At 57.8% G+C, this 18,587-nt stretch carries 19 protein-coding genes; 9 read left to right on the top strand and 10 right to left on the bottom strand.

The genetic code is table 11. The features are described 5' to 3' along the window. Positions 1-71 precede the first annotated feature (71 nt). The 3 genes from AO065_RS13985 to AO065_RS13975 all read right to left on the bottom strand — a co-directional run bounded on the left by AO065_RS13985 (position 72) and on the right by AO065_RS13975 (position 2,736). On the bottom strand, positions 72-764 hold the full coding sequence (locus tag AO065_RS13985) for a DUF421 domain-containing protein (RefSeq protein WP_004885027.1): 693 nt from the start codon (positions 762-764) through the stop codon (positions 72-74). A 580-nt stretch (positions 765-1,344) separates the two neighbouring features. Next, positions 1,345-1,986 (bottom strand): hypothetical protein, encoded by a 642-nt coding sequence (locus AO065_RS13980; RefSeq protein WP_004885025.1) that lies wholly within the window; start codon positions 1,984-1,986, stop codon positions 1,345-1,347. Between the two features lie 12 nt (positions 1,987-1,998). Continuing rightward, on the bottom strand, positions 1,999-2,736 hold the full coding sequence (locus AO065_RS13975) for a HupE/UreJ family protein (RefSeq protein WP_032651797.1): 738 nt from the start codon (positions 2,734-2,736) through the stop codon (positions 1,999-2,001). Between the two features lie 512 nt (positions 2,737-3,248). On the opposite strand from AO065_RS13975, the gene AO065_RS13970 reads away from it, so the two are divergent. The 3 genes from AO065_RS13970 to AO065_RS13960 all read left to right on the top strand — a co-directional run bounded on the left by AO065_RS13970 (position 3,249) and on the right by AO065_RS13960 (position 4,835). Next, positions 3,249-3,548 carry a metal-sensing transcriptional repressor gene (locus tag AO065_RS13970; protein ID WP_004885020.1) on the top strand — a complete coding sequence of 100 codons (300 nt, stop codon included), beginning with the start codon at positions 3,249-3,251 and terminating at the stop codon, positions 3,546-3,548. A 109-nt stretch (positions 3,549-3,657) separates the two neighbouring features. Next, on the top strand, positions 3,658-4,095 hold the full coding sequence (locus tag AO065_RS13965) for a YqaA family protein (protein WP_004885018.1): 438 nt from the start codon (positions 3,658-3,660) through the stop codon (positions 4,093-4,095). Continuing rightward, complete coding sequence (locus tag AO065_RS13960; protein ID WP_004885017.1) at positions 4,095-4,835, top strand: TraX family protein; 741 nt, start codon at positions 4,095-4,097, stop codon at positions 4,833-4,835. The genes AO065_RS13965 and AO065_RS13960 overlap by 1 nt, the downstream gene beginning before the upstream one ends. 39 nt (positions 4,836-4,874) lie before the next feature. Here the strand turns inward: AO065_RS13960 and AO065_RS13955 are convergent, their stop codons facing one another. Next, positions 4,875-6,182: an MFS transporter gene (locus AO065_RS13955; RefSeq protein WP_004885014.1), complete on the bottom strand. Its 1,308-nt coding sequence runs from the start codon at positions 6,180-6,182 to the stop codon at positions 4,875-4,877. Positions 6,183-6,389: 207 nt separating this feature from the next. Here AO065_RS13955 and hrpB point away from each other — a divergent pair, with 207 nt between their 5' ends. After that, the gene (gene hrpB / locus AO065_RS13950; RefSeq protein ID WP_004885012.1) at positions 6,390-8,924 is read left to right on the top strand and encodes an ATP-dependent helicase HrpB; all 2,535 of its coding nucleotides are present in this window, start codon (positions 6,390-6,392) and stop codon (positions 8,922-8,924) included. 121 nt (positions 8,925-9,045) lie between these two features. Here hrpB and AO065_RS13945 read toward each other — a convergent pair whose 3' ends face one another. Beyond that, positions 9,046-9,294: a CsbD family protein gene (locus tag AO065_RS13945; protein WP_004885010.1), complete on the bottom strand. Its 249-nt coding sequence runs from the start codon at positions 9,292-9,294 to the stop codon at positions 9,046-9,048. Between the two features lie 335 nt (positions 9,295-9,629). Between AO065_RS13945 and AO065_RS13940 the strand changes: the two genes are divergently transcribed. Then, the gene (locus tag AO065_RS13940; RefSeq protein ID WP_004885008.1) at positions 9,630-9,899 is read left to right on the top strand and encodes a hypothetical protein; all 270 of its coding nucleotides are present in this window, start codon (positions 9,630-9,632) and stop codon (positions 9,897-9,899) included. Positions 9,900-10,310: 411 nt separating this feature from the next. Beyond that, positions 10,311-10,472, top strand: coding sequence for a DUF2986 domain-containing protein (locus AO065_RS26375; RefSeq protein ID WP_004885007.1), 162 nt, complete (start codon positions 10,311-10,313; stop codon positions 10,470-10,472). Between the two features lie 53 nt (positions 10,473-10,525). On the opposite strand, the gene AO065_RS13935 is transcribed toward AO065_RS26375, so the two are convergent. Then, positions 10,526-10,984 carry a GNAT family N-acetyltransferase gene (locus tag AO065_RS13935; protein WP_004885006.1) on the bottom strand — a complete coding sequence of 153 codons (459 nt, stop codon included), beginning with the start codon at positions 10,982-10,984 and terminating at the stop codon, positions 10,526-10,528. 148 nt (positions 10,985-11,132) lie between these two features. On the opposite strand from AO065_RS13935, the gene AO065_RS13930 reads away from it, so the two are divergent. After that, positions 11,133-11,603 carry a hypothetical protein gene (locus tag AO065_RS13930; protein WP_004885005.1) on the top strand — a complete coding sequence of 157 codons (471 nt, stop codon included), beginning with the start codon at positions 11,133-11,135 and terminating at the stop codon, positions 11,601-11,603. Then, complete coding sequence (locus AO065_RS13925; protein ID WP_054540861.1) at positions 11,596-14,034, top strand: PEP-utilizing enzyme; 2,439 nt, start codon at positions 11,596-11,598, stop codon at positions 14,032-14,034. The genes AO065_RS13930 and AO065_RS13925 overlap by 8 nt, the downstream gene beginning before the upstream one ends. Before the next feature lie 79 nt (positions 14,035-14,113). Here the strand turns inward: AO065_RS13925 and AO065_RS13920 are convergent, their stop codons facing one another. The 4 genes from AO065_RS13920 to AO065_RS13905 form a co-directional block, all read right to left on the bottom strand. Beyond that, positions 14,114-14,545, bottom strand: coding sequence for a DUF2628 domain-containing protein (locus AO065_RS13920; protein ID WP_004884997.1), 432 nt, complete (start codon positions 14,543-14,545; stop codon positions 14,114-14,116). A gap of 83 nt (positions 14,546-14,628) precedes the next feature. Continuing rightward, positions 14,629-15,570 (bottom strand): DUF6508 domain-containing protein, encoded by a 942-nt coding sequence (locus AO065_RS13915; protein ID WP_032651791.1) that lies wholly within the window; start codon positions 15,568-15,570, stop codon positions 14,629-14,631. A 151-nt stretch (positions 15,571-15,721) separates the two neighbouring features. After that, positions 15,722-16,813 (bottom strand): endonuclease/exonuclease/phosphatase family protein, encoded by a 1,092-nt coding sequence (locus tag AO065_RS13910; protein WP_004884992.1) that lies wholly within the window; start codon positions 16,811-16,813, stop codon positions 15,722-15,724. A gap of 46 nt (positions 16,814-16,859) precedes the next feature. Continuing rightward, positions 16,860-17,522, bottom strand: coding sequence for a YciC family protein (locus AO065_RS13905; protein WP_004884988.1), 663 nt, complete (start codon positions 17,520-17,522; stop codon positions 16,860-16,862). Positions 17,523-17,715: 193 nt separating this feature from the next. On the opposite strand from AO065_RS13905, the gene AO065_RS13900 reads away from it, so the two are divergent. Continuing rightward, a complete protein-coding gene (locus tag AO065_RS13900) occupies positions 17,716-18,411 on the top strand; it encodes a DUF2076 domain-containing protein (RefSeq protein ID WP_004884986.1) in 696 nt (231 codons plus the stop codon). Positions 18,412-18,587: the final 176 nt, after the last annotated feature.

Raw genomic sequence — 18,587 nt, 5'->3', positions numbered from 1 at the left:
ACGCCACTGTCCGGTAGCAAAACCAGCACATGCGGTGTATCAGATGCAGTCAAGGGCCGCTGCGCAGCCCATCACCTACAGCGTTTGGTGCTCAAGGCCGCAGACCAGGTGTCATGATCGCATCGTGAGCAGCGTGATTCTTGTTCTATATGGACAGTTTGTGATGAGCCGCAGTTGACGCAGCAATAAAGCGCTGAGGCGGGCGCTTTTTTAAATTCCATGCGGTGCTCAAGAGGCAGGACTGACAGTCCAGGTCGTACGTCCTCGTTGTCATAGAAATAAAGACTTATGTCACCATCCGTTTCCATGATGCCCAATCTGACTTGGCCTAAGTGTTCAACGCCTTGTTGGCGAAGCTCCATGAGTAGTTCGCTGGAGGCTATGTTTAATTTCCCCAAAGATTCAAGTTCGTATAACCCATGGTTTATGACCGTTACGGGGAGGCCATCAATCCACGCTTCGAATTTTTTGCTCTTCGTCATCATCAGGACGATCGTGCGATAAAGAAGTAGAAGGGTGAGAAAAACGACGGTGACAGGTAGCAACGGCACATCGTGGTAGAACGTGACGTCTCCAGCCGCAGAACCCAATGTCAGTATCACGACCAGCTCAAAAAGCGACAGCTGCCTTATCCCTCTACGGCCACTCGATTTCAGAAATAAAAAAACGGCGAGAAAGGCAAAAACTGTTCGAAGGCCGACTTCCAGCAGGAATGACAGTGGAAACTCATCTATGAGCATTCGTTGAATATCAAAGGGTGACATCATGACCTCTTTTGGTTTTTAAAAGTGCTCAAGAGACTGCTTCATTCGTTCCTTCTCATGCGCCGCCCCTGGTGGGGAGCGCAGAGAAATAGCGGGTCATGAAATTGAATCTCCATGGTGAAATCGTAACCTCAATCGACCACATGATGGTTATTTAAATCGGCATCGGTTTTCACTGGCCGGGCGGCTATCTATGCTGACGTGGAATGAGCTTTTACGGTGCTGGGTAGCTTTTCTTCGAGTGAACTGATCGTTCCCTGGAGCTTGATTGCCTGTCATGGCTGTAAAGCACTAGGCCCGAGGTGACGTCAGAGGGTTAAACATGAAAGCGAGGCCGCTTTTGCGGCCTTTTTTCCAGAGTGTTATTCGTGTGAATGGCCGTGTTCAGCGCTTTCGGGCGTTGCTTCTTTCTCTCCGACACCGCATGCCGTTATCAGACCAAGAAGACAGATTAGAAGCATCGAACGGATCAAGCTTGTCAGGATTGTCATAGGAAGACTCTTCAAAGTGGGCGAAACAGAGGATCTTTAACCAAGCCAGGTGCTGCCCTCAAACAGCAGAACAGCCCCGGCGTTCTGGACTACTGTTTAATGCTTAAATAATCGCCGGACGTCTTCAGTGAGAGGGTCACGTCACTGTTGCTACGATTACGCCAGAACCAGCCATGAGTGCCGTCAAAAATCGCCGTGAACTCCCCCTGGTTTTCTTTGACTTGTTTGCCTTTGCCGTAACTGTGGAAGTAGCCCTTTTCGCCGTTGTAGGGCTCGCCATGGGTCTCGTAGTTCACTGGCCCGCCAGCCGCAGTCCATTCATAGCGGACAGTCTTGCCTTTCAGCATCTCCAGCTTGATTTCTTTGCCTTCGCCAGGCTTAAGCGTCACGGTGATTTGATTTTTCTTCAATGCAGGGGCTGACGACACCTCAGGCTGAGGCGCAGGTTTCGCAATAGGTTGAGCTTGTGCAACCTGCGGGGCAGGGGCAGCGGATGTTGTCGCCGGCGGCGCTGCGTCCGCTAAAGCTTCCTGAGCAAGGATGATCTTCAGTTCGCCCATTTGGGTAAGACCCAGTGTTCGACCTACACCGGTTGGATCGATGGCGTATTCCGAAGGCATGACAACGGTTACCAGAAGACCGGCAGCAACCAGTATTGCGATAACCGTCGAGCGCACCAGTTTGCGTGTGCTAGGCAACTCATTAACAGTGGGAAGCGGAGTATTGAACATGGTCAGAATTCCTTACGCGGAGACAAACAGGCCGGTGATTTGGTAACCCATCAGCAGGAAACCGGCACTCATCATGGCGACGTTGGCGGTGTAGGCATGTCGCCAGAACCCACCGGTACGACGCCAATACCCCATCAAAATGAGAATTGCGCTGAGGGCCAGCAATTGGCCAATCTCGACACCAACGTTGAAGGCGATCAGGTTAGGAATCAGGCCATCTGGCGAGATTTCGTATTCCTGGATCTTCGTCGCCAGCCCAAAACCATGGAGTAAGCCGAAGATCAGCGTGGCCACTTTGGTGTTGGGCTGAACACCAAACCAGCGCTGGAACGCACCCAGGTTATCGAGTGCCTTGTACACCACCGAGAAGCCGATGATGGCGTCGATGATGTAGGAGCTGATGCTGACCTCAGTCAGTACGCCAAGCAGCAGCGTGACAGAGTGGCCTACAGCGAATAGCGTGACGTAGAGCCCTACGTCTTTGAGGCGGTAGAGGAAGAAGATCACCCCGAATAGAAATAGAAGGTGGTCGTAGCCCGTCATCATGTGTTTGGCGCCCATGTAGATGAAGGGCAGCAACATGATGCCGGAACTCTCCTGAATAAAACCCTTGTCACCTTCCGCGACGGCGTGAGCCATCGCCTCGGGCATCCCGAGGAACAATGCAGCGACAAGTAAAAACAACAGCAATAGCGGGCGGTGCGATGGCGCAGTGAATGCGCTAACGCCGCTCATCGAGTGCGAATGCATAGATCAATCCTACGTTGCAGGGATCAAAGGCCGCGTGCGGCCGTGGTCAGGATGCGAACGAAGGACGGGGTGGACGCTCGATCAAGAAAATCGGTGGACGGGGAACAGAATATTGGGGGGCATCGACTCGTACGGACGGCTTCGGCTGTGCCGCCAATCTCAACGTGGAAGTGAGCTGTGGCGTTTCGTGCTGATGGTCAGGAGTCAGCGGTGAGTGGTAATGATCCGAGTAGCTCGCGCTCGACATCTCTGCCTGCTGCTTATGGGAGTGATGGTCGTCTTGCGTGATTTCCCAGGCAGGCGTTTTCGTCGCTACCGACAACGTATAGGTATGCCCGGCCCAGGCCACAAACATGGCGAGAACAAGTGCGAATACCACTGTCGTTGTCAGGGATCTACTGAACATAGCATCCGGATTCAAGTTCGCTTGGAGTGGCCGTGATACGTTTGACCATATCCCCCTAGGGGGGATAGGATGCAAGCGTAATTCATCGAGGTCTGAGGCTCAAGTCATGAGTGAGCAAGAACACGAACATAACCATCCCCACACCCACCGAAGTCACGAGGCGATCATCAAGCGCCTCAAGCGAGCCGATGGTCATTTACGCGGCATCATCACCATGATCGAAGAAGGGCGTCAGTGTGTGGACATCGCCCAGCAGCTGCACGCTGTCGAAAAAGCGGTGTGCCAAGCCAAACGTACGCTCATCCAGGATCACATTGATCACTGCCTGGAGGACACCGTCTCGGCATTGGGCAATGGTGAGCGGGCACCGCTTGAAGCGTTTAAACAAATCACCAAGTACCTTTAGGTCTTAAAGGCCCAACTTCGCTGAGCTCCACCATGATGGAGCTCGCATCTATTGGTCTGCAGGCCGGGTTCCATGGCTGGACGGGCTGAATGTTTAAGGCGAGTCATCAGTGTTTGAACTCACTAGCTACCTGGGTCTTTTCCTGGCGGCATTCGGTGCAGCCACGCTGCTCCCAATGCAATCTGAAGCGGTACTGGTCGGAATGTTGTTATCCGACCGATACGTCACTTCGATGCTATTGGGAGTCGCCACCTTCGGCAATGTGCTCGGCTCGGCTCTTAACTGGGGGCTGGGCCGTTCTGTTGAAAGATTCCGCCACAAGCGCTGGTTCCCGGTGAGTGAGGCAAAGCTCGAAAAAGCCCAGCAGTCCTATCTGCGCTACGGACGCTGGTCATTGTTGCTGAGTTGGGTACCCATCATTGGTGATCCGCTGACGGTCGTCGCTGGAGTTATGCGTGAGCCATTCTGGAGTTTCCTGCTGATTGTCACCTTGGCCAAGGGCGTACGTTATCTTGTTCTGGCTGCAGCCACCTTGGGGTGGGCATAATGACTTCTCATATAGCCCCGTCGCTCAAGAGCCGAAGCAGCAGCCTCGATCTGATCAAGTGGCTCGCGTTGCTGACCATGGTTGTCGACCATTTGCGGTTAGTGTGGCCGCAGATGAGCTATTTGTTCATTCCGGGGAGACTTTCCTTTCCGCTATTCTGCGTCGCCATTGCAGCCAACGTAGCGCGCTCTAAACCAGGCGAGCTGTTTACGATGGCCAACGGGCGATACCTTGCGTTGATGCTGTTGTTTGCCGCCATTTCAGAGGTGCCTTATCGCTACCTCAGCTCCTCCTCGGAAACATTCAATGTGCTGGTTACCCTAGCCTTCGGTTTGGTGATCGCCTGGGGATGGCAGCATCGCACTTTAATAAGTGGAATTATGGCGTTGATGGCCGCTGCCTGTGCCTACGTGTTGAAAGATCCGCTGATGTACGGCTTCTATGGGGCGCTGGTTCCAGCGGCGGTCTTGGTGGCGATCAAAAAGCCCGGTGTAGTTTGGCTTCTGCCAGCGGCGCTATGCTTGTTGATCAACACACGAAGCGGCACCATCGTGACCAAGGCGGCGGACTTGGATGTCTATTCGCTACTCGTTTTGAGCACCGCTTTTGCGGCTCCCTTGATCGGACTTTTGCTTCTTCGTCAGACCTTGCCTTTCAACGTTTGGCTGGTGCGGCAATGGGGCTATTGGTTCTATCCAGCGCACCTTGCCACCCTGCAGGCTTTACGGCTCATCATCTAAATGCCAAAAGTCACTTCAAGTCAGGAATACCCAGCGTCATCAATGGGGCCAGCGGCGATGCTGATCATCGATCACATAGGGGTGTTCATGAACAAAGCCATCTTGCCCTCCGAGGTGAGTGTGATCGCCTGGCAAGTCCTCATGGGTGTGCCTGATAGATTCATCGTCATGAGCTGGACGCCAGATCGCAATGCTGATCAACAGCGCACCACCCGCCACGACAGCAAGCCCGATGAACGACGCAGTCAGACTGATGTTCGCCCCCAGCCATCCCGCCAATGGATAGGTGATCAGCCAACAAGCATGGGATAAAGCAAATTGGGCGGCAAACAGCGCCGGGCGATCTTCTGCGTGTGCGGAGCGACGTAACAGTCGACCGCTCGGAGTCTGTGCCAGGCAATAGCCGACCCCGAGCAGCACCCAAAGGGGTAGCAGGAAGCTATAGGTGGTCAGATTGATCCCGACCGCCAATCCCGCGACTAATATTCCCCCACCAAACAGCATGGCTGTTCGGTCTTTGATGTCTTTCAACAGTCGAGGCAAGACCAAGGCAGCCGCCATTGAGCCACCACCGAACGCCGCCAGTGCTAATGCTGTAGAGCTTTGGGGTAGAGCAAAGCGCGACTGAACCAGTACCACCGTATTGACGATCACCATGGCGCTGGCTGCAGCTACGGTCAAATTCAGGGCCAGAAGCCCTCGCAAGCGGGGTGTTGCCAGGAATATGCGCATGCCACGGGTGGTTCGTTCGTAAATGCTGCGTCGTGGTATCTGCTTTGCCTTGGGCAGCAACACCGTGGCGACCAGGGCGGCAGAAGCAAGGAAACCGATGACCGTGTCGGCGAACAGGTTGTGGAAACTGATCACAGTCAGCAAGGCGGCAGCGAGCATCGGGCTGGCGACGCTTTCAAGATCGTAGGCCAGTCGTGATAACGATAGGGCGCGTGTGTAATCGTCCTCATTCGGCAGAATGTCCGGAATGGTCGCCTGAAACGTCGGGGTGAACGCGGCCGATGCGGACTGGAGAACGAAAATCAGCACATAGATTTGCCAAATCTCGGTCACAAACGGGAGAGCGAGCGCACCCAAGGCCCGTACAAGATCCAGCGAAACCAGCATGGCTCGGCGAGGCAGGCGCTCTGCAAATGCCGCTGCAACAGGCGCAACGCCAATGTAGGCCGTCATTTTGATCGCCAGCGCTGTACCAAGAACGGCGCCTGCCTGGGCCCCCGCGAGGTCGAATGCGAGCAGGCCTAATGCGACCGTGGCAAGACCCGTTCCTACGAGCGCAATCACTTGTGCCAGGAAGAGGTGCCGGTAGGTTCGGTTGGCTAGAATTTTGAGCATGAGAAATCTCACATGAAAGGCGCGCCCATCTTTTATCCCCCCGGGGGGGATAAAAGCTCATCGTAAGCCAGAGTCAGTGGTCGCTCAAGAAATAGACGCTTGTCCGTTAATCTAATCTCAGGAAGCCAGCAAGGAAGGCCGCGTACGTGATCATCATGTGAAGCTCACCCCACACCCGTATAATCAGCCGCCTGTTCTGGAGCTGCCATGATTTCCCTGCCCATCGATGCCGTCCTGCCCGCCTTGCGTGAGGCGCTGTCCACCCGTTACGAGGCTGTGCTCGAAGCGCCGCCGGGTGCGGGCAAGACCACGCGTGTGCCGCTCGCGCTGCTGGAGGAAACCTGGCTGGCCGGGCAGACGATCCTCATGCTGGAACCGCGGCGTCTGGCTGCGCGCGCTGCCGCCGAGCGTCTGGCGAGCGAGCTGGGTGAGAAGGTGGGCGAGACCGTGGGCTATCGCATCCGACTGGAAAGCAAAGTCGGCCCCAAAACCCGCATCGAAGTGGTCACCGAAGGTATCTTGACCCGACGTCTGCAGGACGATCCGGCGCTGGAAGGTGTCGGGTTATTGATCTTCGATGAGTTTCACGAGCGCAGTCTGGATGCCGATCTGGCACTGGCCCTGAGCCTTAACGGCCGTGAGCTGTTTCGCGATGACCAGCCGCTGAAGATCCTATTGATGTCGGCGACGCTGGAAGGCGAGCGGTTGGCGGCGTTGCTGGACGATGCGCCGGTCGTGCGCAGCGACGGGCGTATGTTTCCGGTGACGATGCAGTGGGGGCGTCCTTTTCAGCCCGGTGAATTTGTCGAGCCACGCGTGGTGCAGACCGTGCTTGATGCGCTGGGCAGCGAGTCCGGCAGCCTGCTGGTGTTTCTGCCGGGGCAGGCCGAGATTCGTCGAGTCAATCAGCAACTGGCCGATGCGCTGGGCGAGCGCAACGACATTCTGCTGTGTCCCTTGCACGGTGAGCTGGACCTGAGCGCCCAGCGTGCGGCTATCGAGCCTGCGCCCAAGGGCACGCGCAAGGTGGTGCTGGCGACCAACATCGCCGAGACCAGTCTGACCATCGACGGCGTCCGGGTGGTGATCGATGCCGGATTGGCGCGTGTGCCGCGATTCGATCCGGGCAGCGGCATGACGCGCCTTGAAACCCAGCGCATCTCCCGCGCCAGCGCCACGCAACGCGCCGGACGAGCAGGGCGTCTGGAGCCGGGCGTGTGTTATCGCCTGTGGTCAGAAGCGCAGCACGATCAGTTGGCGGCCTACGGCACGGCGGAAATTCTGCAGGCGGATCTGGCCGGACTGGCGCTGCAACTTGCGCGCTGGGGCGTGACGCCAGCTCAACTGGTCTGGCTGGATGTGCCGCCTGCAGCCGCTTATGCACAGGCTCAGGACCTGCTGGTACGTCTGGAAGCGCTGAGCAGTCAGTCAGGGCAAGCGCGCAGCCTGACGCCCCACGGCCAGGCGATGGCCGAGTTGCCTGCTCATCCACGCATCGCCCACTTGCTTCTGCGCGGCCATGCGCTGGGGCTTGGCGATCTGGCATGTGATGTCGCGGCGCTGTTGGGCGAGCGGGATATTCTGCGTGGCGCCGGGGCCGATCTGCACAGTCGCCTGACCTTGCTGGCGGGCACCGAGCGCGCAGCACGTGGCGCACAGGGTGGTGTGCAACGGGCCAAACAGCTGGCGCGTCAGTACCGTGGCTACCTGCGCGGCAAGGCTGAAAGTCCGGTCATTGATCCCGATCACCCGCGCTGGCTCGGCGCGTTGCTGGCGCTGGCCTACCCGGACCGTGTCGCCCAGCAGCGTAGGCCGGGTGGCGCGGAGTATCGTCTGGCCAATGGTCGCGCAGCGTTGTTTGCTGAAGCCGATGCCTTGATGAAGCAGGCATGGATCGTCGTGGCGGATCTGGGCAGTCGTCAGGGGCAGCGTGAAGAACGGATCTATCTGGCTGCTGAATTCGACCCGGCGCTGTTCGATTCCGTGCTGGCCGAGCAGGTCACGTTGCTCGACCAGATCGACTGGGACGAGCGCGAAGGTGTGTTCCGCGCCGAACGCCAGCGCAAGGTCGGCGAATTGATCCTCAGCCGTGAGCCCCTCACCGGGCTCGACGAAGCCACACGCAGTCGCGCCTTGCTCGCGCTGGTCCGGCGCAAGGGGCTGGAGTTGTTGCCGTGGACGCCGGAGCTGCGTCAGTGGCAGGCGCGGGTCGCTTTGTTGCGCCAACTGGATCTGGAAAAACAGCCTTCCAGTGAATGGCCGGACGTGTGCGACGCCAGCCTGCTCGACACACTGGAAAGCTGGCTGCAGCCGTATCTGGGCAAAGTCACGCGGCTCAGCCATTTCGGCAACTTGGACCTGTCCTCGATCCTGCGCAATCTGCTGCCCTGGCCGCTGCCGCAGCGCCTTGATGAACTCGCGCCCCATCACCTCAGCGTGCCCTCCGGCTCATCGGTGCGCCTGGATTACAGCGAACACCCGCCCATCCTCGCCGTGCGCCTGCAGGAACTGTTCGGCCTGGCCGACACCCCGCGCATCGCCAACGGCAGACAGGTCGTCAAACTGCACCTGCTGTCACCCGCCCGCCGTCCAGTGCAGGTCACGCAGGACCTGGCCAATTTCTGGCGCAGTACGTATGCAGAGGTGAAGAAGGATTTGAAGGGCAGGTATCCGAAGCATTACTGGCCGGATGATCCGCTGGTGGCGGAAGCTACGGCGCGGGTCAAGCCGAGGGGGACGTAGGTTTGCGGGCTGTGATGATCGCCTGAGACGCGCTGACTTCGACGCGTGGCGTAACCATCAGGAATAGCAGGAGAGGACTAACAAAAAGGGAATGCCCAAGCGGACACTCCCTCTTGCCGAATCAGCGACGCAGGATGCGGCTGAGCAACACTGCCGCTACCGCACCAATTGCAAAGGCTGCGACCGGCTTCTCTTTGACGAACGCAGACACAGTGTCCAGCGCATCGCCGTAAGTCTTGGTCAGTTGACCGGAGGTCTGGCGGCCAGCACCTTCGGCTTCCAGCTTCGAATCACCCAGGAATCTCCCGACCGCGCCTTGCGCCTTGCCGACGAGCTTTTCTGCAACACCTTCTACCTGTTCACTCTTCATGATTCATCAAACCTTCGTGTGTAAATGGGAAGCTCAGAATCGGACTGAGCGGGTGGCCAGAAGCTATCTGCACAACGTTAGGTGAGCGGGGCTGATGATTAGTTCAATGGTTGTGAGCGTGGGGTGATGTCAGAAAGGTCAGGAAATTTTGAGCGTTTGACTCATTTTCGATACGCTTTCAGGCCGTCGTGCGCTGATAGAAGGTTTGCGATTGAACCTCGCATTCGTGTGGAGAATTGGCTGCAAAGTGTCATGGCTTCCTTTTGAAAGTCCTGCGATGGGGGCTATGCTTCAACATCAACTGATGTACCAATCCATTCTGGCCGTAGGGCGCAATGAGCAAAGATTCGGAGTTCGTCTCGGAAGCTGAGGTCGATGATCTTGAGCGCCTGGTCCCTGCCAAAGCGAGGGACGCAACGCTGTCTGCTTACTTGCGCGCATTGTCCATGACGCAAGCAGGTGTGCTACGCACAGACGCCGGGGACTTGGTCAGGGTGGCCAAGGATGGGACTAAAACAGTTGTTGCCAAGGCAAGACCCAAGCGTAAGGTCAAGGTTGGAGAAGTGATTGAGGTGCGTCGTGTCGACGGTTTGGTAACAAAGTAACCGTTCCAGATTTGCTCGCATTTTATGCAGACCATTATCTCGTCACCCAGAAAATCTGGTCGAACCTGCCTCGCATCTTGTTCTTGAAAGGGCTGAAATTGGTCACAGGCGCGTCGGGGGGTAGCTCTCGTTTTACATCTGTCATCTCCGATCTCGTCCGTTAGCCTTCGATCAACAAGGGCGTGAGCTCATCTCCGAAACGGTGATGTAATTACAGATGGAAACCTGCTTGAATACCGTGCGGAAGATATTCCTGACTGGTTTTTTGAGGCCTATGTCGACAAGGTAGACGGTCAACAAGAGCTGGGTACAGACTGATGGGGGCCTTCCATTCGACGATTTCGCGGTACTGATTATTCTTCTGCATGTATTTAGACGGTCCACCTCCAACGTTTTCCAGAGCCCAATCCCATGAATCGTCGCAAAAAAATCAATCAACTCTTGAAAGCCAACGCCAAGAAGGCCAGCGCCAAACTCGCACCGCGCAAGAAGTCCACCTACGTCAGTAAGGCAGACCGGGCGAAGCTTGCGGCTGAAGCCGGGCAGGAGTCTGTCGTCTCTTCCGAGAGCTGAGCCATAAGCCTTGAACGTACCGGATTAACCGGGTTCGATCAGTGGGTAGACACTCATTGATCCTCGAGTCGTTTCTCCATGACGATTGTGCGCTCAGCGCCATGAAATTCGTCGCGGATTTTCTGATAGCCCAGCGTGATGTAGAACGCCTCTGCGGTAATCGATGAGGGCACGCGCAAAGCCTGGATTCCAGCGCTGGCGGCTGTAGCATGAATAACGTTCATCAACTGCCGACCGACTCCGCGCCCATGGCAGGCAGGATCGACAAAAACGCTTCTGACTACATGACCGTCCAGGCTTGCAGTACCGATGATCTGTTCGTCGTACGCAGCGACGAACACCTTGCGCTTGTCGAGCATTGCGCTGACGGCTTTAGGCGCAAAGCTCTGCTCGACCTCTGCGATAACCTCAGGCGGGTAATCCTGTGAGTTTGAACTGCGCAGAGCCGCGATCACTACACGGCTAATCGCTGCCGTGTCTTCGACTGTGGCGGGGCGAATCTGACACCGCATATCGATAGCCTCGTAATTTGGGCATCACAGCGTAGCCCGCGGTTATGCGTCTTCTCAAACGTCTACATCTTTGCTGCTGCATGCCCTGCGTATCAAGCAACTCCGAAAATCTCTACACTCGGCCCTCCCAAGGATGTAAGGATCTGTAATGCCATTCCCTGCCTGGCCTCTTCGACGCATCCTCGTAACCTGGCTGTACGCCGCTGCACTCGCGCACGTACTGGGTGCCATCGTGTTCACATGGGCGGGGTTTGCCGGTTGGCTCGACGGTTATCTGCTCACGCTCGAGCAGGCGTTCTGGAGCGGGGCGGCGCCTGCTGCGGCGCGGGCGCAGCAGACCTGGTGGGCGGCGCTGTTCGGCGCGACGTTGCAGACCTATTCGCTGTACATGCTGGCGCTCGTGCACCTTGGCAATCGTCTGAAAAGTCACCTGCCTTGGGGTTGGCTGATGGCTGGCCTGTTGCTCTGGGCACCTCAGGACATCGCGATTTCGTTGCGGGCTGATGTCTGGTCGCACGTCTGGCTGGATAGCGCCGCGCTGCTGGCTCTCTTGCCGCCTCTGTTCTGGCTGTATCGCCATGACCGTGCCCATGCGTTGAAGGAATCCCGCCATGTCTGATCGTCCTCTGCTGTATCTCCTGGCAGGTAACGGCAGCAGTGCCGAGTGGTGGGACGACGTGGTGCCCTGTTTTCAGCGCTATCACGTGGTGCCGCTTGAGCTGCCAGGTTTCGGCGACAACCCTCAGCCGCCCTGCGAAGACCTTGCCGCCTATGCCGAGGCTTTGTTGAGCATGACGATCAGAGGCAGCGCGATCGTTGCCGTCGGCGTCAACGCTTTGCTCGTCCTGCATGCGTTGCAGCGTCAGCCCGGGCATTTCAGTCGAAGCGTATTGCTGTCGCCGGTGGGCGCGTTTCTCTGGCAGCGGCGTCTGCCTGCGCTGATGTCGCCGATGCCGATTCGCAAGACCATTCATTGGCTGCTGTCCAACAAACCTGCGCTGTTTGCGCACAAGTTTTCCAGGCATACCTGGCCAGATGCGCACTATCAGCGCATGGGCGCCGGTTATGCGCGGTGTCGGGCATTCGTGCCGTATTGGGATCTGCTGCGTGCGGACACGGCGCTGCCGCTGCTCGAGTGGGTCGACGATCCGGTCGAACTGGTCTGGGGCGATCAGGACGCGTTGCTCGGCATCGAACAGGCAGCGGCCTGGTCTGCGATCCTGGCTCGCGCCGACCTGACCATCAGCCTGAAACCGGGATGGGGGCACTATCCGTGGATTGACTCGCCTGCCGAGTTCGCGCAGTGGCTGGAGTCGGGCGAGCGCGGATTCATCGCGCATACCAAAGGCGGACGCCTGCGTCTTGCAGCGAGCGCCGGGCAGCCCGTCCCTACAGCCCTGTCGGTGGTGCAGGGCGATGAGGTCGATGTGTCAGGCTTTCTCACCAGCCAGCCGGACTGCCTCTGGGCGGTTCGTTCGTCCAGTTTTGGCGAAGATCAGGCCGATGCGGCGAATGCCGGGCTGAGCACCACCTATCTGCGTGAGTCCGCGCAAAACGTGCCTGCCCGCGTTGCGCAATTGCACGCTGAAGGCGTCGAAGAGGTTGTGGTTCAGCGTTTCATCACGCCGGTGTTGTCCGGCATCGCTTTTGTTCGTCACCTGTCAGTCGAGCTGGAATGGGTCGAAGGCCATCTTGAATCGTTGGCGGACGGGCAGGCCACGCCTCAGCGGGCGATCATTTCCCGGCTTGGCTCATCCTGGAGCGACAACGCATTTGCGACGTCGCACGGTCTGACGCAGGTCGTGCTCTGGGACTTTCTTCAGAACGTGCTGAGGGTGTTTCACTATGTGCCCGGCGACGTCGAATGGGCGTGGGACGGCCAGCAGTTATGGCTGCTGCAGTATCGGCCGATCAGTGACTACGGCTGGCGTCGTCATCTGACCGCCGCGAACATCGCTGAAATCCTGCCGCCGCAACCCAGTCGATTCGTGGAATACGCCCAGCGACGCGCTGCAGGCAGTATTCCGGCGATCATGGGTCGCTGGGATGCACGCATCTTTCAGGACAATGAGCCATTCACTGCATTGTTTGGTGCCGCGTCCTACATCAACAATGACCTGTTTCTGGCGAGACTGGCGGATTGGGGCGTCGCCTCCAGCAGCTACGCGGGCGAAGTCGGCGGCGCAACGCCGCATCTTCCCTGGCGGCCGTTGCGTCTGTTGCGCTCGTTGCCCTTGTTCCTGCGCATGCAGCGTATTGTACGCGGGCATTTGCTGACCTTGGAAACACGCCTGATCCGCTTCGACCGAGAGCTCGACTCACTGAACGCGCGTCATGCAGACGGCCAGCAACTCGCTGACTGGTTCACCCGCTTCTACGTTTTCGTCGTACAGGGCAATCTGTGCATCGCCACGGCGTTGGCCAGCAGCGGCGGCGATCTGTTGGGGCGTCCGCCCACGGCGTACGATGATTTGGTGCACTGTCCGCATCGGCTGCCGTGGGAGACCGATCCTGCCACGCCGCGTCCGGCGCTGACCGATCTTCCCTTGCAGGCATTTCCAGCCTGGCCGAAGACCATTCGTCTGGCGCACTCGGCGGGCCTGCCGGGCATGCGCGGTTACTATTTGCAGGTTCGGGAGTGGTATCGCGACAACCTGATGCGGGTGTTTTTCCGGTTGCATCACGCAATGCCGCAGACTGATCGGGCGCACTGGTTCGCGCCACATCCTGACGTTCGCGCCCGTAGCGGCAGCTTCTGGCAGGACGGCCGCGAAGGCACCGAACAGGCCGCAGGTTTCATGATCTATCCGGGGCAGGTGCAGGGCATTCTGGGTGAGGACATTCTGTTGGAGGACACACTGGATCCCGGCCGTCACGCGCATTATCAGAACGCTCGTGCGGTGATTGCACGCATGGGCGGGCGCTTGTCCCATGGTTCCACGTTGCTGCGTGAACTGCGCAAACCTTCGGCAGTGTTGCCTCATGTCGATCCTGAATGGCTGGGGCGCGAAGTGCGATATGCCGATGGTGAGTTGACGCTGATCGAGTAGGCCCCGTAGCACCAGCAGAACGAAAAAAACCGCTCATTCGCTTGAATGGGCGGTTTTTTCGTACAGCCAACACGATGAATCAGATCATGCGAAACCCTTTGAATGGATTCCAGCCCTGCTCACCTTTGATCTCTTTCAGGTAGTAGGCATAGTTGGTCGTCATCGCATACATCAGCGAACCCGCGACATTCATGCCGGTGCCCATCGCTTGGGAAAGTTCCAGTCCGAAAATGGCCAGCAAAACGTTCAGTACGATATTGATCCCGATCAGGATGCCCAGCAGGGCGAGGTTTTTCTTCCACAGGCCGAGTACAAAGAGATAGATCGGTCCGAAGAAAAAGGCGATGAAGTTCATCTGCATCAACATTTTCTTTCCAAAGCCCGGAAGGGCCTTGAAGGCGATATTGAAGCTCGGATCCTTCGGCGCGCCATGTGCGTCGAAGAAGTCGAAGCGTTCCTGCCATTTGGCGCTGTATTTTCGTTTTGGTTGTACGTGGTCTGTGGTGTTCATGCCTGAGCTCCTTGGGTCCTGGATGTATTTTTTTGATGTAACGATTCAGACGGCTTTTCCGTAACTCTGCCATGAACTCGGTTTTAGTGATTCACATCATTCACGCGCAATACGGATAATCGATTCAATACACGCAGTACGTAACCCTCTTTGATCATCTGGCCGTGATGTCCATCACAGAAACGTTCACCTCGTGAACAATAAGTCAGGAAGGTCTGAATATCGGCCAGGTTTGCCTGTGCAATGTAGTCAGGGCTCTCAAGCTTGTCGTAAGGGCGATGGTTGGGGTAGTGGGTGTCGCACCAGCAGTCCTTGGCCACCTCTTTGAAAAAGTCGTGCACAACGTCGAAGTAAGTGGGCCAGTACTGACCCTCTTTGTAGATGTGTGTCTCGATTGCAATGCCGTTCGGATAGAGCCTGGGCAGGTAAGACAGCAACTCGTCGATGTCTTCGAGACCTGGAATCGGTTCGCTGGGCAGGCGTGTTTCAACCGAAGGATGCATCAGAAGCGGCGCAGGTTTAGCGGGGAAACGGTGCGAGACATAGAGGTCAAATGCCCAGACCTGACCTTCGGTCAGTCGTTGATCCTTATAGTGGTGAACGTCCTTCTGGTATTTCAGGAATGCTTCGGAGTCAATGCCGTCGGCGAATAGCGACGCAATGGCTGCAGACTGCATGAACCAGTAGATGTCAGGCGAGTGTTCGCCCGCCCTGGAGGTGGCAAGATCCAGCGCTCTCGAAAACAACGCGCTTGCCAGCGTACGTCCTTCCTCACGCTGCGACTCGCTCTGCACCAGAGGTTCGGCTTTATCCGCATGTTCCACCTCGGCGATGTAGGCGTGATAACGCGCAAGTAACGGCGCGTCCCTTTCCGTCAGGGGCGGGCAGGTTGGTGGAGAAACCAGCAGAGGTTTTTGTTCCTGAAGGCGTGATGTTTTTTCATCAGGTTCGGGGTGAATATCTGGCTGCTGTGTCACCGCTTTTTGGCCGAGCCAGGACTTCAATCGATGCAGAAGTTTCATCACGGGAAAACATCCATGGTTTCCCGGCAGGACTCTTCATGCCGGGTGTAAGTGATGCGAACACTCTCTGCCTTCCGTCAAGGACCACAAGCCTATACATCCGCGTGCAAACTACACCTTGGGAGGCAAACAGTCGCGGCCGAATCTTCGGCCTTCAAGGCACCATCGGCAATAAAAAGCGACCGATCACTGGCAGGTGATCGGAGATCAGCAGCGTGTCGTCACGACGCACCCTGGCACTGACCCGTTTCAGGCTCGGGCTGTAGAACAGGTAGTCGACGGTTCGATCCGGTCCGCTCACGCGAGGATCGTTGGGGAAGTAGGTCAGCCATTTGTTGCGATCGATGCCGCTGGCTTCAGCATTGGTCGGAATCATCGGGTATCTGTCCCAAAGTCCATGCAGTTCGCTGTCGGCTGCGTAGCCAGTGCGTAGCGGTTCCGGCAGGCGTCGGTACTGGCCCAGTGGTAACAGGTTGAAGTCGCCGCCGATCAGCCACGGCGTGCCAGCGCCCTCGAATTTGTCCAGCAGGTCGCGTGTGGCGGCGATCTGTCTTTGTGCGGTGTCGCTGCTGGTTCGGGCGGCGGTCAGGTGAGTATTGATGACGGCGAGATGGCCACCGTCGCGCAGCGGAAGATAGCTGACCAGCAATGCGTTTTTCGGCTGGAACTGACGGCTGATGAAGTTGGCGTCCGGAATCGGCAGTTGCACGCGTTCGGCACGGTCGATCTGGAAACGGCTCAATGTCGCCAGTTTGGTGCCCACGCCACCCCAGATATGCGGGCTGGGTACGAATTCGGCGCGCCAGTAAAAGGCTTGTGAGCTGCACGGGTAGAGATCGACTACGCGCTCCTGAAGCAGCGCCAGTTGGTCCTGATAATCCGTGTTCTTGGCGTTATCGTTCACTTCCTGCAACAGGACGATATCGGGCTGTTCATCGCGGATGATGCGGGCTACTTCGTCGAGGTTATACGCAAGGTCTTCGGGCGTCGGGCGTTCGTCCGGGCCGCTGCCGTCGGCCATGTCGTACCAGAAGACGTAGCGCTTGCCGGCCAGGTATTGAATGTTCCAGGTCATGACCTTCAGCGCCTGCCCCGGCACCAGGGGCTTTGCTGCCACTTCGGGGTTGCAGCTGGTCTGGGCCGATTCACGCGCGGCCGGGCGCCAGGTCATCTGCTGGATGACTATCAACAGAAGGGCAGCCAGCAACAGGCCAAACAGTGTCAGGCGTAGCAGGAAGCGTTTCATCGGCTCGACCTGGAGCGCCTTGCGCTCGGTGAGGTTCGCGTTCGTCTCAGGCGGTGTGCTCCGGCTCGCTGATCAACATGAACAGCCGGAACATCACGATGCTGGTGAACAGGTTCAGAAAACTGCTGATGCTGTCGATGAGCAGCGACACCGGTGCGCTTTGCGGTTCCGGCATCAGGTAAAGCCCCACGCCTTCGAGCAGCCACAACGGGATATAGACGCACAGCACGCAGACCATGATGCGTGTGAAATGCCCGGTGGTCATCAACATGCTTTCACGCATGGCCATGAAAGGGGTCAGTCTGCGCAGCACCAGCAGGTATTCGCTGAAGGCCAGCTTGATCATCACCCAGATGCCCGGCACGACCAGCAGCGACAGGCCGAACATGATCAGCAGCGTGCTCATGGCCGAGAGTACGGCAAAGGTCGGCCATAGGCGCAATGCCATGGCCAGCAGGTCGCGAGTTGCCGGTTCCTCGCCACGGGTGCGGGCGTCAAGAAACAGAATCAGGGCGGCGGTGTAGAGCGGATAGAAAAACAGCCCGATGACGAGGCTGTAGGCAGGTGACGCCTCGGCGGACATGGCGCTGCCCAGGGCTTGCTTGGCCAGCGCTTCGAGCACTACCAAGGGCAGGCAGAGCATCAGGATGCTGCCCAGATTGCGCCGGAAGAAGTAGAGCGAATCCTGGATGACGGTCAACGGGTTCATAGTAGATCGCAGGCAAAAAACCAGGCCGCCACTTTAGCCCATGCCCTGTGCCGATCCAAGCGCAGCGGCCGCCGCCGCAAGGCTTCCTTATCTTTTTTTTCATGTTGTTGAACCGCCGCCGAGCAGCCCCATTACTGAGTCAGATACCGGCATTCCGCCGGAGGATGATGGAACGGCAATCCGCGAGGTCGCCATGAACCAAGAAGAGCAAACCCTGATCGACGGTCTTTTCTCGAAACTGAAAACTGCCGAAACAACGTCCGCCCCGCGAGACACGGGGGCCGAGACGCTGATCAAGGAGCACTTGAACCGCCAGCCCGCTGCGCCTTATTACATGACGCAGGCGATTCTGGTGCAGGAAGCGGCCGTCAATCAGCTGAATCAGCAGATCAAGCAGCGTGACGAGCAGATCCAGCAATTGCAGGCCGAACTTCAGCAGGCGAAGAGTCAAACCTCTTCGGCGCCTGCCAGCGGCGGGTTTCTGTCGAACATTTTTGGCAGCAGCGCACCGCGAGCGCCGCAGTCGCCACCGGCTGCGGCGGGCGGTGGCTGGCGTGACGGAGCAGGTTTCAATCCGGCGCCCGCCCCGCAGGCTGGCTATGGTGCGGCGCCTGCTGCTCCCGTCGGCAGTGGTTTTCTGGGCGGTGCGCTGAAAACAGCGGCCGGTGTGGCAGGTGGTGTGATGCTGGCCGAAGGCATCAGCAGCCTGTTCAGCCATCACAGTCAGCCGCAGGAAATCGTCGAAGTCATCCACGACGCGCCCGTTCAGGATCAGTTCTCCAACAATGATCAAGGCAACTGGAATCAGCCGGACCCGCAATACACGGCCGACGACAACTATAACGATGATGGCGGGATGTTCTCGGACGACGATGATTCGTTTGTTTGAGGGCGGCTGGTTCGCCTGAGCGAGATAATCTGATCATGCCCATGCTCCGCGCTCATCGTTATACAAGTCCGCAAGACGCGCAAAACGGGGGCCAAAACGAAAGCGACTGACTGAATGCATACTCCGTGGTCGCAGCAAGACTCGGGCATAACGCTGAGCACAGGCATGGGCATGAT

The sequence above is a fragment of the Pseudomonas viridiflava genome, assembly GCF_001642795.1.
GTDB lineage: Bacteria > Pseudomonadota > Gammaproteobacteria > Pseudomonadales > Pseudomonadaceae > Aquipseudomonas > Aquipseudomonas viridiflava.
Note: the sequence above shows the minus strand (reverse complement) of the source record. Positions and strands in the feature narration are given on the sequence as shown.